The sequence below is a fragment of the Hydrocarboniphaga sp. FW305-C-57 genome (assembly GCF_058783045.1).
Genome location: NZ_JBYSYG010000001.1, coordinates 419,615 through 434,017 on the forward strand (window position 1 = coordinate 419,615; position 14,403 = coordinate 434,017).

Consider the following 14,403-nt stretch of genomic DNA (forward strand, 5'->3'; position numbering starts at 1 on the left):
CCGGGCGCTCGCTCAGCCGACGCTCGCGAGCGGCCGGGTCTGCTCGCGCAGCGAGCGCTGCAGCACCGCCGACAGCGCGGCCACGTGGCGGCGCAGCTCGGGCACCGCGGTCGCCTCCCAATGCTGGGCGCGCAGGAACGGGCCGACGTAGTGCAGCACCGGCGACGAGCGCCCGTCGCGGTCGACGAGCCGGTAGTCGCCGTCGACGATCAGGCCGAGCCCGAGTTCGTCGGGCGTCAGCAGGCCCTCGTCGCGCAGCTGGGCGATCAGCGCTTCGCTGGTCGTGCGCGTATCGCTTTCCGGGCCTGTGCAGTTGATCACGCAGCCGACGCCGAGGCGCTCGATACGTTCGCTGCCGCGCGGTTTCCAGAGCACGTCGACGCCATCGGCATGGTCCTCATAGCCGATCACGCGGCCGGCGAACACCTGCAGGTTGCCGTCGGCGCGTTCCGCGTCGAGCAGCCGGCCGAGCGCCGGGGCGCAGCGATGGCGATGCGTGTCCCAGAAGGTGCGCAGGTGGCGGATGAATCGGCGGCGTTCCTTGAGCGACAGCGCCTGCCAGAGCGTCGGCGTCGCCGCACGCAGGCTGCCGATGATGTCGCGCCAGTCGACGTCGGTTCCCTGCGCGAGTTCGAGCTCCTGGCGCAGGGCGCGCAGGTAGTCGGCCGCATTCGGCGTGTTCGGCAGGCGCCTGGGCAGTCCGCTCGTGTAGAGCGGGTGGATTTCGAGTTCGCGATGCGGCTGCGGCAGCAGGCCGCGGCGCGACAACGCGTAAACGGGCGCGTGGTGGCCGCGCGCACGCAGGCTCAGCAGGGTGTCGAGCATGGTCAGGCCGGTGCCGATCAGGAACACCGGCTCGTCGGGCTTGACCACGTAGAGCGCATCGGCGCGCCAGGGGTCGCGCACGTAGCGCGGGTGGCTGTAGAAGCCTTCGTACTCGGGCGCCACGCGCGGATCGGCCGGGGCGAAGTTGCCGAGGGCGAGCACCACGCGGTCGGCCTCGATCACCCGGCGAGTCCTGAGGTGCACGCGGGCGCCGTCGCCGACCACTTCGATGCGTTCCACATCGCCGACCATCGGCTTGTACTCGCTGCCCGCGGGCGCCGAGCGGGCGGCTTCGCGCGTGATCCACTCGAGGTAATCGCCGAACAGCCGGCGCGAGACGAAGCTGTTGGCCGACAGCTCAGGGTCCTCGCGTCGCGCGTAGCGCAGGAAGCTGTCGTCGTCGTCCGGGAACGCGCTCATGCGTCCGGCCGGCACGTTGAGCACGTGCTCGTCGGTGCGCGTGCCGTAGGCCAGGCCGCGCGCCATCAGGCCCGAGCGGTTGATCAGCACCACGCGCAGGGGCTCGCTGGCCTGGCGCAGCAATTGGGCGGAGGCGGTCGCGCCGCAAAAGCCGGCTCCGATGATGACGACGGTCTTCATGTGGTTTCCATTTGCGATCGCTTCGATGCTGTGGGCAACGAGGCCGGCCAGACCAGGCACGGACCCTTGCAGCCTATCGGCCGCAAGGATCGGTCCACCAATATCGAAACCGTCTAAAAATCCGCTTTACGCGAGTTCTCGCGGTGTTTCCGGCATAAGGCTCAGAGCGAGGCGAAGCGCTCGGTCGCTGCGACGAGCCTCGACAGCACGCCCGGTTCGCTCGCCGCGTGGCCGGCGTCGCCGACGATCTGCAGGTCGGCCTCGGGCCAGGCGCGGTGCAGGTCCCAGGCCGACTTGATCGGGCAGACCACGTCGTAACGCCCCTGCACGATCACGCCCGGAATGTGGCGGATGCGGTAGGCGTCCTCGAGCAGCTGGTTCGGCGCGCGGAAGAAGCCGTTGTTGACGAAGTAATGGCACTCGATGCGCGCGAAGGCCTCGGCGAAGTGGTCCTCGCCGAAGCGGGCGACCATGTCGCGGCTCGGCAGCAGCTTGCTCGTCGCGCCCTCCCAGATGCTCCAGGCGCGCGCGGCCTCGCGACGCACCTGGACGTCGTCGCTGGTCAGCCGACGGTGATAGGCATGCAGCAGGTCGTCGCGCTCCTCGCGCGGAATCGGCTTGAGGTAGTGCTCCCAGGCATCCGGAAACAGCCAGTTCGCGCCTTCCTGGTAGAACCAGCGGATCTCCTCGGGGCGCAGCAGGAAGATGCCGCGCAGCACCAGTGCGCGCACCACGTCCGGATGCGTCTGCGCGTAGGCCAGCGCGAGCGTCGAGCCCCAGGATCCGCCGAACACCACCCAGCGCTCGATGCCGAGCAGCTCGCGGATGCGCTCGATGTCGGCGACGAGGTCCCAAGTGGTGTTCTCGCGCAGTTCCGCGTGCGGCTTCGAGCGGCCGCAGCCGCGCTGGTCGAACAGCACGATGCGGTAGAGCTGCGGGTTGAAGAACTGCCGGTGCCAGGGCTCGGTGCCGCCGCCCGGGCCGCCGTGGACGAACACCACCGGCTTGCCGCGCGGGTTGCCGCATTCCTCGATGTAGAGCTCGTGCAGGTCGGAGACCTTGAGACGGTGAGTGCGGTACGGCTCGACGGCAGGATAAGGCTGGCCCATGGCAGGTCTTTGGAGGCTTGCGGAGGTTCTGGTGGCCGGCCCGGGTTTGGTGACGGGCCCATGCGGATTTTCGACATCGATATCGGGCTAGCTTACCGCAGCCGCTGCTCGTTCCGGTCGCGAAACGCGCCCGGGTTTCGGTAACGGCTTGTAGGCTTGTGGCGCATGCACGTGCTTGTTGCGGAACAGCATTTGTTCATCGGATAGGCCTGGGCTAGCATCGTTCGGTGAGCTTCTCGCCGGCCTTCGGTCGGCCTCGCACCCGGGGTTTTCAGTGCACAGGATTCATTGGTTTTCCACGCTGCTGCTGGGTTTCGCGGCAGCATCGAGCGCCCAGCAGGCGGCGCAACCAGCACCGGCCGAAGCCGCGCAACTGAGCGCGCCGGTTGGCTCCGATCCGGTCGTGACGCAGCCTGCGGCTGCTGTCGAAGCCGTGACGAACGTCGTCGACCAGGCCGCCGACGCGGCCGGGCCCGCGGTGCCTGCCGAAGCGGTCGAAGCGCCCGGCCAGGCGCCCGTGCAGGCCGTGGTTCCGAACACGCCGGCCGCCGCCAGTCCGGCCGTCGCCGGCAGCGCCGCACCGCGCGAAGGCAGCAGGACGCCGGCGCTCGATGCCAGGCAGTTTCCGCGCTACGACTCGCTCAAGCCCAAGGTCGCGTTCTGGACCAAGGTGTTCGGCCAGTATTCGGAGCACCAGAGCGCCATCCATTCGAGCACCTACCCGAACAAGGTGTTCGAGGTGCTCGATTTCCGCGCCGAGGCGCTGCGCCTCGACAAGTTCGCGCTCGCCAAGCTCAAGAACGACGAGGAGACCCGCGCCAAGGCGCGCTACAACCGCCTGCTCGAAGAAGTCGACAAGCTCCGCGACAGCCCGCAACAGCTCAACGAAGAACAGCGCCGCGTCTGGCAGCTCTATGCCGACGTCTCGGGCGAGCGCCGTTTTCGCGATGCGGTCGGCACCTTGCGCGCCCAGCGCGGGCTCAAGGAGCGCACCGCGCTCGCGCTCGAAACCTCGGGCAAGTACCTGCCCGAGATGGAGAGCATCTTCCGCAGCTACGGCCTGCCGGTGCAGCTCACGCGGCTGCCGCTGGTCGAGTCGAGCTTCAACGTCGAGGCCTATTCCAAGGTCGGCGCGGCCGGCCTGTGGCAGTTCATGCCCTCGTCCGCGAAGATCTACATGCGCCTCAACGAAGTCGTCGACGATAGACGCGATCCGTGGACGAGCACCGACGCCGCGGCGCGCCACCTGCGCGACGACTACAACGCGCTCGGCGCCTGGCCGCTCGCGCTGACCGCGTACAACCACGGCCGCGGCGGCATCGCGCGCGGGCTGCAGAAGGTCAACGGCAGCACGCTGCCCGACCTGATCGCACGCTACGACGCCAAGAGCTTCGGCTTCGCCTCGCAGAACTTCTATGCGGAATTCCTCGCCGCCTCCGACGTCGAGCGCGAATGGAAGACGCATTTCGGCGAGCAGCTGCAGCGCAATGCGCCGCTGCGCTACGACACCGTCGAGACCAAGCACTACGTGCCGTACGAAACCCTGCGCCGGCTCTGCGACGCCGACGACGAGGTGTTCCGCAAGCTCAATCCGGCGTACCGGCCCGAGGTCATCGAGGGCAAGCTCTACGTGCCGCCGGGGCACGTGATCCGCATTCCGGCCGGCCGCGCGAGCGCGTTCAACGTCGGCTACGCCAAGCTCGGCAGCAGCGAGCGCTTCGACAGTCAGCGCACGTTCTATCTGCTGCACAAGGTCGCCAAGGGCGAATCGCTCGGAAAGATCGCAAAGCAGTACGGTGTCTCGGTGGCGGCGATCAAGAGCGCCAGCGAACTCAAGAGCGACCGGATCCGCCTCGGCCAGCTGCTCAAGGTTCCGCCGCGCGAGGAACGTCGCCCGGGCCCGGTGATCGTGGCGGTCGGCGAATCCAAGCCGAGCCTCACGCGGGCCGAAACCGCAGTCGTCGAGGCCGAGCGTCGCGAGCAGGCCAAGCCGGCCGCCAGGAGCAAGGCCAAGGCCGCGCGCACGCACAAGGTGCGTTCGGGCCAGACGCTCAGCAGCATCGCCAAGCAGTACAAGGTCAGCGTGAGTTCGCTGCGCGATGCCAACGGCATCGACGGCAGCCATCTGCGCGTGGGGCAGAAGCTGCGGATTCCGTCGAGCTGAGGGATCGCCGGAGCACCGCGCGATCGCGCAGTGGTGCAACGCCAGGCGTTTTATTTCGCCCAAGAAATGAATTAGGAAGTTTTTAGGATTCGCTGACGAAACATTTAGGAATGCGGCCGAGGCCACGTTCCTAGACTGCGCTCCTCGAATTTTTCCTCCAGGAGCTTCCGATGAACCACCCGACCGCGCCGCGCTACGACCTCTACGCCGGCATCCACAAAGCCCTGCGCGCCTTCATGGCCGACACGCTCGTCGCCATCGGCCGCATGGATGCGGGCGATGCCGCCGACACCGGGCCCGCGCTGGCCCAGCTGCGCGCCCTGCTCGGCTGCATGAGGGCGCATCTGGGCCACGAGAACGACTTCATCCATCCGGTGCTCGAAAGCACCTCGATCGGCGCGGCGGCGCGCATTTCGGTCGAACACGTCGAGCACGAGCGCGAGATCGCCACGCTCGAAGCACAGGTCGACGCCTTCGAAGCGGCCGACGCCTCGGCGCGCCCGGCGCTCGCGCTGAAGCTGTATCGCGAGCTCGCGCTGTTCGTGAGCGAGAACTTCGCGCACATGCAGTACGAGGAAGTGGTGCATGGTGCGCAGCTGTGGGCGCATTGCAGCGACGCGCAGCTGCTCGATCTCGAACATCGCATCGTCGCCTCGCAGACGCCCGGGGAAGCCATGCTCGTGCTGCGCTGGATGCTGCCGTACATGGCCCACGCCGAACGCTGCGCCTTGCTGTTCGGCATGCGCGCGATGGCACCGGCGCCGGTGTTCGCGGCGGTGCTCGACCTCGCGCGTGCGCATCTGCGCGAAGGCGACTGGATCAAGCTCGATGCGGCGCTGTCGGCGCCGAGCCTGCGCGCGGCCTGAGGCTGTTCAAGCCGGAACGGGAACGTCGATGAGCTGCAGCGGCCGCTGTACGCAGAGCCGAAAGCGCCCGCGACCGGTTTTCTCGATGCGCACGCTGGCGTCGTGCTCGACGAGCCGGCGCTGCAGCAGGATCAGCCGCGCTTCGAGGTTGTCGGACAGATCGGGCAGGCCGATGCGCGGGTCGACGCGCAGCTCGCGGTTCGAGAACACCGTGCGCCCGCTGTGCGCGTGATCGCGCATCAGCGTCCAGAAGATCGAGCCGGCGACACCCTTGATCAGATAGCTGTCGCCGAGAAACACGCTGTGGTTCTCGGCGTAATGGCGCACGACCAGCGGCGGGGCATCGTTCGCGAGCGGAGCCGGACGATCGTCGGGCTCGTCGTCGATCGGCACCGGCTCGGCGGCCTGCAGCAGGCGCATCGAGAGCGCGAGCTGGGCGGCGAGGCTGACGAGCGCGTCTTCGTCGTCGTACGAGAAGCGCATCATGCTCGTGCTTTCGACGTAGAGCACGCCGAGCAGCGCAGGCGCCGCGCCGGTCGACAGGATCGGCACCGCGAGCTGGCTGTTCGGTTCGGCCAGGCCCGGAAACGGAATCCGCGTTTCGAGCCGGTCGCCGAGGCCGCCCTGCAGCGCGGCCTCGCGAATCGCGCGGCCGTAGGAATATTCCAGCGCGCGGAAGCTGATGCGGATCGGTGTGCGGCTCGCGGCCGCGATGCCGATCACGCCCGCTCCGAGCGGAATTTCGGCGCCGATGCCGGAATCGTCGTAGCCGCGCGAGCCGACCGCGTAGAGCCGCGTGCCGCTGCCGTCGGGCATCAGCAGCAGCGCCTGTTCGATGCCGAAGTCGAACACCAGGCCGTCGAGCACGGCGTCGAAGGCAGCGGCCAGATCGGTCGCCGCATTGAGCCTCGCGCTGCTGCGGCGCAAGGCCGCGAGCCGGCTCGCGGGCCGCGGCGGCGCGGGCATCGGCCGGCCCGCAACGGCCTCGATGTCGGTGATGCGGTAGACATCGGAGCCGCGCAGCCGGAACACGCCGCTCATGCCCTCGTGCGAGGCGATGCCGGCGAGCTTGGCGCGCATGCGTTCGAACAGCGGCCCGCTGGTTTCGGTGCGCTCGTAGCGCAGGCCGACGCGGAACATCGCGCCCGTGAGCGGATGGATCAGCAGCAGCCGCGCGACCGGGTTCGCGAGGATGTTGCGCCGCGTGGTGTTGAAGAACTGGAACGACAGCGCGAGATGCCCGGCGTCGAGGTATTCGATCTGCGACAGATAGCTCACGTTGGGCGTGCCATCCGGCGCGCAGGTGGCGAGCACGCCGGGGATCGCGCCTTCGCAGCAGTCGCGGATGTCGTCCGCTGCCGGTGGCGCGGGCGCGGTCGTCACGCGCCGGCCTTGAGCGGCTGCCCGGCGTTCGGCCCGGGCGTCTGCAGGAACGCCTCGGCGACGCGGAAGTCCAGCGCGACGATCGGCGCCTCGCCGGGCCACAGCAGCGTTTCGGCGAGCGCCGCCGGCAGACCGATGCTTTGCAGCTCGGCGACGAAGCCTTGCCGGTAGGCCTCGATGATCGCCTCGTCGCCGGCTTGCAGGCGTCCGAGCCGCAGATCGCGGCTCTTGAGCTGCACGGTGCGATGCGTGCTCGGCTGCGAGAACACCACCGCGACCGAGCTGCCCGAGCGCAGGTCGTCGAGCAGGCGGGCCGATTGCTCGGCCGCCAGGAACACGCGGACGTCGTCCTGCTCGACGCGGCAACCGAGCGCGCGCACGAGGCTGCTGTTGAGCCGCGCATCGGCGGCCGAGACGATCACCGACACCTGGCCGCGCATGAAGCGGCGCGTGTCCTCGTCGAGGATCACGATGGCCTGCCGCGGCTCGGGATCAGATCGGTCCGCCCGGAATCAGGCCGAGCACTCCAACCGCGATCAGATAGATCGCCACCACGTAGTTGAGCAGCTTGGGCTGCACGAGGATCAGGATGCCCGCGATCAGCGAAATCACCGGTACGGCGTGGATGTGCAAGGTCATGGCCTTCCTCCTTGAATGAGGCTCGAGTGTCTCAGAGTTTGGTTCAGACGAACCAGGCGAACGCGAAGGTGCCGACCATCGCCAGGCCCAGCGCGAGCTTGGCGATGGTACCGAGCAGCAGTCCGACCCAGGTCGCGAAGCCCGAAGCCGCCGCCTGTTCCATGCCGCGGCGCGCGCCGATCTCGCCGATCACCGCGCCGATGAAGGGCCCGAGGATCAGCCCCGGCAAGCCGAAGAAGATGCCGACGACGCTGCCGATGGTCGCGCCGAGCACGGCCTTGGGGCTCGCGCCGACGCGCTTGGCGCCGAGGCTGCCGGCGACGAAATCGAGCGCCAGCCCGATCACGAGCATCACCGCGAGCACACCGATCGTGAGGCCCGAGACGCGCTGGAACTGATCGCCCCAGGCTGCCAGCAGCAGCCCGCCGAAAACCATCGGCAGACCGGGCAGGATCGGCAGCACCGAACCGGCGAGGCCGCCGATCACGAGCAAGGTCGCGAACAGGCCGATCAGCAGTTCCATCAGTGTTTGACCCCGCTGTTTCTATCGGCTGCCGCCGCCGGCGGGCTCAGGCCATCGATCAGCGTCTTGGCGAGCTTCTCGTAGTCGCCGTCGAAGTGATGGCTGCCCGGCAGCACCTCGATGCGATAGTGCCTGGCGTCGAGCTTGGGGCAGATGGCGGCCTCGTCGTCGGCTCCGCAGACGACCATGAAACGGTCCTGCCGGTTAGCGAGCTTCTGTACCTCGGGCCAGGTGGAATCGTCGCCGGTCGCGCCGGCCCAGGCGCCGACGTGGAATTCGAAGGCCGCGTGCTCGGACAGCGCCACCGCGCTCGACAGCGCGATGCGCTCGCGCGTCGCGGGCGGCAGCCGGTTCAGCGCGAACGGCAGCACGTCGGCGCCCTGCGAGTAACCCAGCAGCATCACGCGTGGGCGGTTCCATTGATCGGCGTAATGGGTGATCACACGGTTGATGTCGGTGGCGACGTCCTCGGGTTTGCGCGCGGTCCAGAAGTAGCGCAGCGAATCGAGCCCGACCACCGGAATGCCGTGCGCCGCGAGCGTGTCGGCGAGCTCTTCATCGAGCCCGGCCCAGCCGCCGTCGCCCGACATCAGGATCGCGAACAGATCGCGATGTTCGGCTCGGTGGGCGGTCGGCTCGATCTCGACGAGCGGCAGGTCGGGCAGCGCCTCGGAGCGCCGGTGCGGCGGCGCCACGCTGGCCGCGAGCTTGCCGTAGGCGACGATCGCGGCGGCCGAGGTGCTCGGCGCTCCGGACTGGCGGCGCACCGGATACTGCAGCTCGGTCATCGGCACGCGCGACAGGAAATCGCGCGCGTTGCAGGCGCCGCTCTCGGGCGTGATGACGGCCGTGAACGGGGCCCGCAGGCGCGAGCTGCTCAGGAACTGCGAACCCTTCGCCGATCCCGCCGCGAGCGGCTTCTGCTGCAGCGAAGTGCCCTTGCAGAGCGGCGGATGCAGCGCGCTGCGCGGGCAGAAGCTCACGCCGACGCCGCCACCGAACTGCTTCGCCGGCGCCTGCGCAAGCACGCCGAAGACCAGCGCCGCGCCTTCTTCGCTGCCGAACAGCAGCGGCGGGCGATAGTCGTCCTGGTGCGTGTAGGCCTGGACGAAGCGGCCGAGGTTGTCGAGATCGCCGTCGAGGAATTCGCAGTCGTCGCCGTCCTCGGCGAGCTTCTTGAGCAAGGCGGGCGTGTCGATGCCGGCGACCAGCGTCTGGCGCTGGCGCAGGGTTTCGGCGTAGATCGCGTTCTCCTTGTCCCAGCCGTCTCGGCCCGAGAACAGCAGCACGGTGCTGCGCGCCGCTCCATTCGGGCGCAGCAGGCGCAGGTGCTCGAAACGGCCATGGTCGAGGATCTCGACCTTCGGCGGTTCGTGATGTTCCTGGGCTCGTGCGAACAGAGAAAAGGACAGCGCCAGCGCTGCGGCGACACGGACGCCCGACTTCATTTCCAGACCATTTCCTTGACCCCACCGGCGATCAGCGCGCCGGTGTCGAGCATGATGCGCGGCAGCGCCAGCCCGCCCGGCGATGCGAGGTAACGCGGACGCCAGACCGGCAGATATTTTTCCTTGTACCGGCGCAGCCCCTCGAAGTTGTAGAACGATTCGCCGTAGCGATGCACGAGCAGGCCCATGCGATGCCATAGCGGGGCGAGCGGGTGGTGGTCGAGCCCGGACAGCGGGGCCATGCCGAGGTTGAACCACGAATAGCCCTTCTGCTGGCCCCAGAGCAGCAGCTCGACGAACAGATAATCCATCACGCCTTTCGGCGCCTCGGCTCCATAGCGCATGAGGTCCACCGACAGCTCGCTGCCGTCGCCGGATTCCCACAGGTTCGCGAATGCCACGATGTGGCCTTCGCGCTGCGCGACCGCGCACGGAAAGTTCGCGAGATAGCGGCGATCGAAGCGTCCGACCGAGAAGCTCTTTTCGGCGGTCGACTTGTGGCTGAGCCAGGCGCTCGAGATCGCTTCGAGCTCATCGAAGCGGGCGGCCACCTCGTCGGCGCCGATGACCGAGAACGTCAGGCCCTCGCGCTGGCCCTTGCGCTGCGCGGTGCGCAGTTCGGCGCGCGGCTTGCCTTCGAGCGAGAAGGTCTTCAGTGGAACCCGCGCCTCCTCGCCGAGCTTGGACAGCGACAGGCCGAGGTCGAGATACAGCGGCAGCTTTTCGGCCGTGGCCTGGTAGAACACGCACCAGCCGCCGTGCTCGTCGCAGAGTTCGCGGAAGCGCCAGGCGAGTTCGGCATGCCGGGCCGGATTGCCGACCGGATCGCCGAGCGCGATCCACGAGCGGCCCGAGCGCTGGTACATGATGAAAGCGTCGCGCTGCTCCGAGAACAGGATCTGCTTGTCGCCGAGCAGCACGAGGTTCGGCAGCGAATCGCTGGTCGAGCCCAGGCAGGCGCGTGCGGCCTTCAGTTCATCATCGCCGGGCGGTTCGGGCTCCGGGTGGGCGCTGCCGAGCAGCGACCACAGGCCGTAGGCCGAGGCGATGACCACCGCAACGAGGCTCGCGCGCAGCATGCGCGGGGCGTTCGCATCGAACGCGAACTGCCACCAGAGCTGATGCGCGTACTCGACCTTGCGAAACGCGACGAAGCCGAGCCAGATCGCGGCTGCGAGCACGAGCGCGACGTTGAGCAGCCATAGCGGCGACAGCTTGGCCTCGGTCAGCGGGGCCTTGCGGTAGAAGCGCTCGTGCGAGAGCGCGAGCACCGCCATGATGATCGCGAGCAGGATCGCTTCCTCGAAATCCACGCCCTTGAGCAGCGAGGCCGCGATGCCGGCGCCGAGCAGCAGCAGCGTGAGATACCAGGCCGCCTCGAGGCGCCGGTAGAGCCCGCGTGCGAGGATCAGCAGGCCCACGCCGAGCGCGCTGCCGGCCAGGTGCGAGGCCTCGATGACACCGAGCGGCAGCGCTTCGGCGAGCCAGTCGATGCGCGTTCCGATCGCCGGCAGCGAACCCGAGAACAGCAGCACCGCGCCGGCCGCGAACACCGCGATCGCCAGAGCCTGCGGGACCACCGATTCGACCGAGCGGCGCAGCATCGAGGTCGCGCGCATGAGCGGCTCGCGCACCGCGTGCATCTCGCGCCAGCCGAGCAGCAGCAGGGCGATGATGAACGGGCCGATGTAGTAGACGAGCCGGAACAGCAGGATAGCGCCGAGCATCGGTGCCGGACTCGCGGTCGGCAGCAACAGCATCAGCGTCGATTCGAACACCCCGAGGCCGCCTGGCACGTTGCTGACCGCACCGAGCGTGATCGCGATGACGTAGATGCCCAGAAAAGCCGGATAGCCGATCTCGACGCTGGACGGCAGCAACACGTAGAGCGCCGCGGCCGAACAGGCGATGTCGACCGTGCTGACCGCGAACTGGGCGAGCACCTGGGTCGGCCGGGGCGTCTGAATCTGCCAGTTGCGCAGGCGCAGCGGCTGATCGCGCAGGCTCGCGGCGAGCGCGTAGCCGAGCAGCGTGAGTGCGAGCAGCGCGCCGAGTCCCTGGGCCAGCGCGGCCGGAATGTGCAGCAGGCGCGCGGCGTCGTCGGGTTCGATCAGCAGCGAGCCGGCCAGCAGGCTGCCGGCGCCGATCAGGAAGGTCAGCGAGAACAGGCCCTGGACGACCGCGATGTCGGCGGCCGACAGGCCTTCGGCGCTGTAGGCGCGCAGCCGCACCGAGCCGCCCGAGACCGACGACAGTCCGAGCGAATGCGCGAGCGCGCAGGCGATGAACGAGATCGTCGCCACGCGCGGGTAGGGCAGCGGCTTGCCGGCGATCTCCAGCGACAGCCGGTCGTAGAGCGTCAGCGCGAAGTAGCTCGCCGCGGTCCAGCCGATCGCGGCGGCGATCTCGGCCGCCGTCAGCGTGCGCAGCGGCGTCCAGATGTCGCGCAGATGCAGGTGCCGCAGGCTGTCATCGAGCACCCACAGTGCCGCGACGAAAATGCAGAGCGTGATCAGGGCCGCGAGCAGGGCTCGCCGTTGGGCAGGTTCGATGCGGGACATGGGGCGAGATTCTATTGAAGCGGCGGTCGAAAAGGTCGGAAAGCCCGTAAGGGAACGCGCAGGTCGCCGTCCGTTCGGCGGGGCTTGATGCCGATGTTCGGCCGCCTGCTGCCGTCGGTCCGAAAACCGGCTGACGCCCGAATCGGCCTGCGCACTATCTGGGGCGATCGTTGCCGAACCTTTTCTGCACGCCGCCACGCCGCCCTCGACGCGGCTCCGGCGGGCTCATCGCCTCATCAACGGAGCCGTCTGCACATGAATTCTCCACTGCCCTATCCCGTTCCGAGCTTCCGCACGCTGGTCCCGGCGACCGCCCGTGGCGAGGCGACCCGCCGCAAGCTCATGGATGCGGCCATCGTCGAATTCGGCGCCCGCGGCTTCCATGCCGCCTCGGTGAGCTCGATCACGAGCCGCGCCGACGTCGGACAAGGCACGTTCTACCTGTACTTCCACACCAAGGAAGAAATCTTCATCACGCTCGTGCGCGACATCGGCCGCAACCTGCGCCTGCATGTGGCGCGCGCGATGACCGGCGCCGAGAACCGCGCCCAGACCGAGCGCCGCGCGCTCGTCGCGCTGCTGAACTTCATGCTCGACAACCCGGGCTACTACCGCATCGTGCAGGAATCGCAGTTCGTCGACGAAACCGTGTTCCGCGAGTACTACGAGCGTTTCGCTAAGAGCTACGCCCAGGATCTCGGCGAAGCGATCAAGCGCGGCGAACTGCGCCCGGGCGATTCCGAAACGCGCGCCTGGTCCATCCTCGGCATCAGCCAGTTCCTCGGCATGCGCCACTGTCTCTGGGGCGGCGCCATGCCGCCGGACGCGGTCATCGACTCGGCGCTCGAAATGATCGAATCGGGCATCGCCCCCACCGCCGTCTGAGCGCTGCGCATTAGCCGGCCTTCGTTAGAAGGCCGGCTAATGCCGTGGGACTTGGTCTACGCCGGCGGTGAATTGTCGTTGCGAGGCTCGTTCGAGGCCTCGCTCTGGCGCACGTCGAAATGGCGCTCGGTGCGGAAATTGCGCCCGATCACGACCCGGCCGATGGTGCCCGGAATGCTGCGGACCAGTGCCCGGTTCCCCGATTCGTGCTTGGCCTGATACAGCGCCCGGTCGGCCAGCCTCAGCAGCTCATCGAGATTGGTCGCCCCATGCGGGACCCCGCTGCAGGCCCCCAGGCTGATCCTGGGCTGGATGCTGCCCCCGGTCAGTAGTTGGAGTGGGCGCGTGCCGATGCTCGCCACGAGTTCGCGGCCGAGCCGGCCGGCCTGCTCGATGTCGAGATCGAACCAGAAGATCACGAACTCGTCGCCACCGAGCCGGGCGATGCAGTCGAGCGGACGCTGGGCGAACTGGCGCAGCCCCTCGGCGACCAGCTGCAGCACGCTGTCGCCGACTTCGTGGCCATGCTGGTCGTTGATGCTCTTGAACTTGTCGAGATCGAGAACGGCGACGGTGACCGACCGGCGCTCGCGCCGCGCATAGCGCAGGCCGATCTCGACGATGCGCTCGAGCGCGCGCCGATTGGCGAGGCCGGTGAGCGGGTCGGCAAGGGCTTCGAGCGTGCTCAGGCGCTGCAGCTGGTCGAGCCGCCAGAGGCGCAGACTCGCCGGGACGCCGATCAGCGCGCAGAGTCCGTCGGCGAGCAGGACCTGCTGTATCGCGTGGCCCGCGCCATGGCGGATGTAGGCCAGGAAGACGTCGGTGCCGAGCAGCAGCGCGGTGACCGCGAACAGCCGGCTCGGGCGCAGATTGGTCAACGTCAGCACGCCGAACACGAAGGCGGTCAGCAGATAAGACAGCGGGCTGTAGCTGCGCTGCGCCCATTGGTCCGACATCGCGAGCAGGCCGCAGCCGACGACGATCAGGGCGATCAGAGTGGCGCCGTCGTTCTGCCGGTCCCCGGCCCGGTTTGCCGCGATGCCCGCGGCGCAGCCCGGAATGACCATCACGAGGCCGATCGCCGAACTCAGCGACAGCGACAAGGCCAGCTTGGCATTCGAGACCCACAACTCGGTGATGACGCCCAGTAGTAGCAGCAGGGCGACGCAGCCGAACAGGAACGCCGTCGAGGTAATGGAATTTTTGCCGTCGAACGGACGGATCACGTCTTCCGGCAAGGCGGGCACACCCTTCGCCGAGGGCGGGAGTCCATTCCCGACATTCAACAACTCATCCATCCCGACTCCCGTCAAAGAGGGCCAGCCAGGATCGAGCATCGATTTCTTGAAGGCAGCCCCCACCATACTCTCAGCCATCCTTGGCCCCGACGACAATAGCCG

General features: G+C 68.4%; 12 protein-coding genes. 3 read left to right on the plus strand and 9 right to left on the minus strand.

Features of this window, described 5'->3' with window-relative positions; genetic code table 11:
- Positions 1-12: 12 nt before the first annotated feature.
- Together AC3WUM_RS02085 and pip are read right to left on the minus strand one after the other, a co-directional pair.
- Positions 13-1,425 carry an FAD/NAD(P)-binding protein gene (locus AC3WUM_RS02085; protein WP_492408412.1) on the minus strand — a complete coding sequence of 471 codons (1,413 nt, stop codon included), beginning with the start codon at positions 1,423-1,425 and terminating at the stop codon, positions 13-15.
- A gap of 161 nt (positions 1,426-1,586) precedes the next feature.
- Positions 1,587-2,534 carry a prolyl aminopeptidase gene (gene pip / locus AC3WUM_RS02090; protein WP_492408413.1) on the minus strand — a complete coding sequence of 316 codons (948 nt, stop codon included), beginning with the start codon at positions 2,532-2,534 and terminating at the stop codon, positions 1,587-1,589.
- 274 nt (positions 2,535-2,808) lie between these two features.
- Here pip and AC3WUM_RS02095 point away from each other — a divergent pair, with 274 nt between their 5' ends.
- Both AC3WUM_RS02095 and AC3WUM_RS02100 read left to right on the plus strand, forming a co-directional pair.
- Positions 2,809-4,698, plus strand: a complete 1,890-nt coding sequence (locus AC3WUM_RS02095; protein ID WP_492408414.1) for a LysM peptidoglycan-binding domain-containing protein — start codon at positions 2,809-2,811, stop codon at positions 4,696-4,698.
- Between the two features lie 170 nt (positions 4,699-4,868).
- Positions 4,869-5,564: a hemerythrin domain-containing protein gene (locus AC3WUM_RS02100; RefSeq protein ID WP_492408415.1), complete on the plus strand. Its 696-nt coding sequence runs from the start codon at positions 4,869-4,871 to the stop codon at positions 5,562-5,564.
- A gap of 6 nt (positions 5,565-5,570) precedes the next feature.
- Here the strand turns inward: AC3WUM_RS02100 and AC3WUM_RS02105 are convergent, their stop codons facing one another.
- From AC3WUM_RS02105 to mprF, 6 genes are read right to left on the minus strand one after another with little or no spacing between them, the layout of a single operon-like run.
- Positions 5,571-6,947: a pyridoxamine 5'-phosphate oxidase family protein gene (locus AC3WUM_RS02105; RefSeq protein WP_492408416.1), complete on the minus strand. Its 1,377-nt coding sequence runs from the start codon at positions 6,945-6,947 to the stop codon at positions 5,571-5,573.
- Entirely contained in the window at positions 6,944-7,417 is a 474-nt protein-coding gene (locus tag AC3WUM_RS02110; protein WP_492408417.1) for a hypothetical protein, read from the minus strand. The genes AC3WUM_RS02105 and AC3WUM_RS02110 overlap by 4 nt, the downstream gene beginning before the upstream one ends.
- A gap of 22 nt (positions 7,418-7,439) precedes the next feature.
- On the minus strand, positions 7,440-7,586 hold the full coding sequence (locus AC3WUM_RS02115) for a DUF3096 domain-containing protein (RefSeq protein ID WP_492408418.1): 147 nt from the start codon (positions 7,584-7,586) through the stop codon (positions 7,440-7,442).
- Positions 7,587-7,629: 43 nt separating this feature from the next.
- A complete protein-coding gene (locus AC3WUM_RS02120; RefSeq protein ID WP_492408419.1) occupies positions 7,630-8,109 on the minus strand; it encodes a DUF456 domain-containing protein in 480 nt (159 codons plus the stop codon).
- Positions 8,109-9,557, minus strand: coding sequence for a virulence factor family protein (locus AC3WUM_RS02125; protein ID WP_492408420.1), 1,449 nt, complete (start codon positions 9,555-9,557; stop codon positions 8,109-8,111). Before AC3WUM_RS02125 ends, AC3WUM_RS02120 begins: the two co-directional genes overlap by 1 nt.
- A complete protein-coding gene (gene mprF / locus AC3WUM_RS02130) occupies positions 9,554-12,118 on the minus strand; it encodes a bifunctional lysylphosphatidylglycerol flippase/synthetase MprF (RefSeq protein ID WP_492408421.1) in 2,565 nt (854 codons plus the stop codon). The genes AC3WUM_RS02125 and mprF overlap by 4 nt, the downstream gene beginning before the upstream one ends.
- Before the next feature lie 255 nt (positions 12,119-12,373).
- On the opposite strand from mprF, the gene AC3WUM_RS02135 reads away from it, so the two are divergent.
- Entirely contained in the window at positions 12,374-13,003 is a 630-nt protein-coding gene (locus tag AC3WUM_RS02135; protein WP_492408422.1) for a TetR/AcrR family transcriptional regulator, read from the plus strand.
- A 56-nt stretch (positions 13,004-13,059) separates the two neighbouring features.
- Here the strand turns inward: AC3WUM_RS02135 and AC3WUM_RS02140 are convergent, their stop codons facing one another.
- Positions 13,060-14,250, minus strand: coding sequence for a GGDEF domain-containing protein (locus tag AC3WUM_RS02140; RefSeq protein WP_492408423.1), 1,191 nt, complete (start codon positions 14,248-14,250; stop codon positions 13,060-13,062).
- Positions 14,251-14,403: the final 153 nt, after the last annotated feature.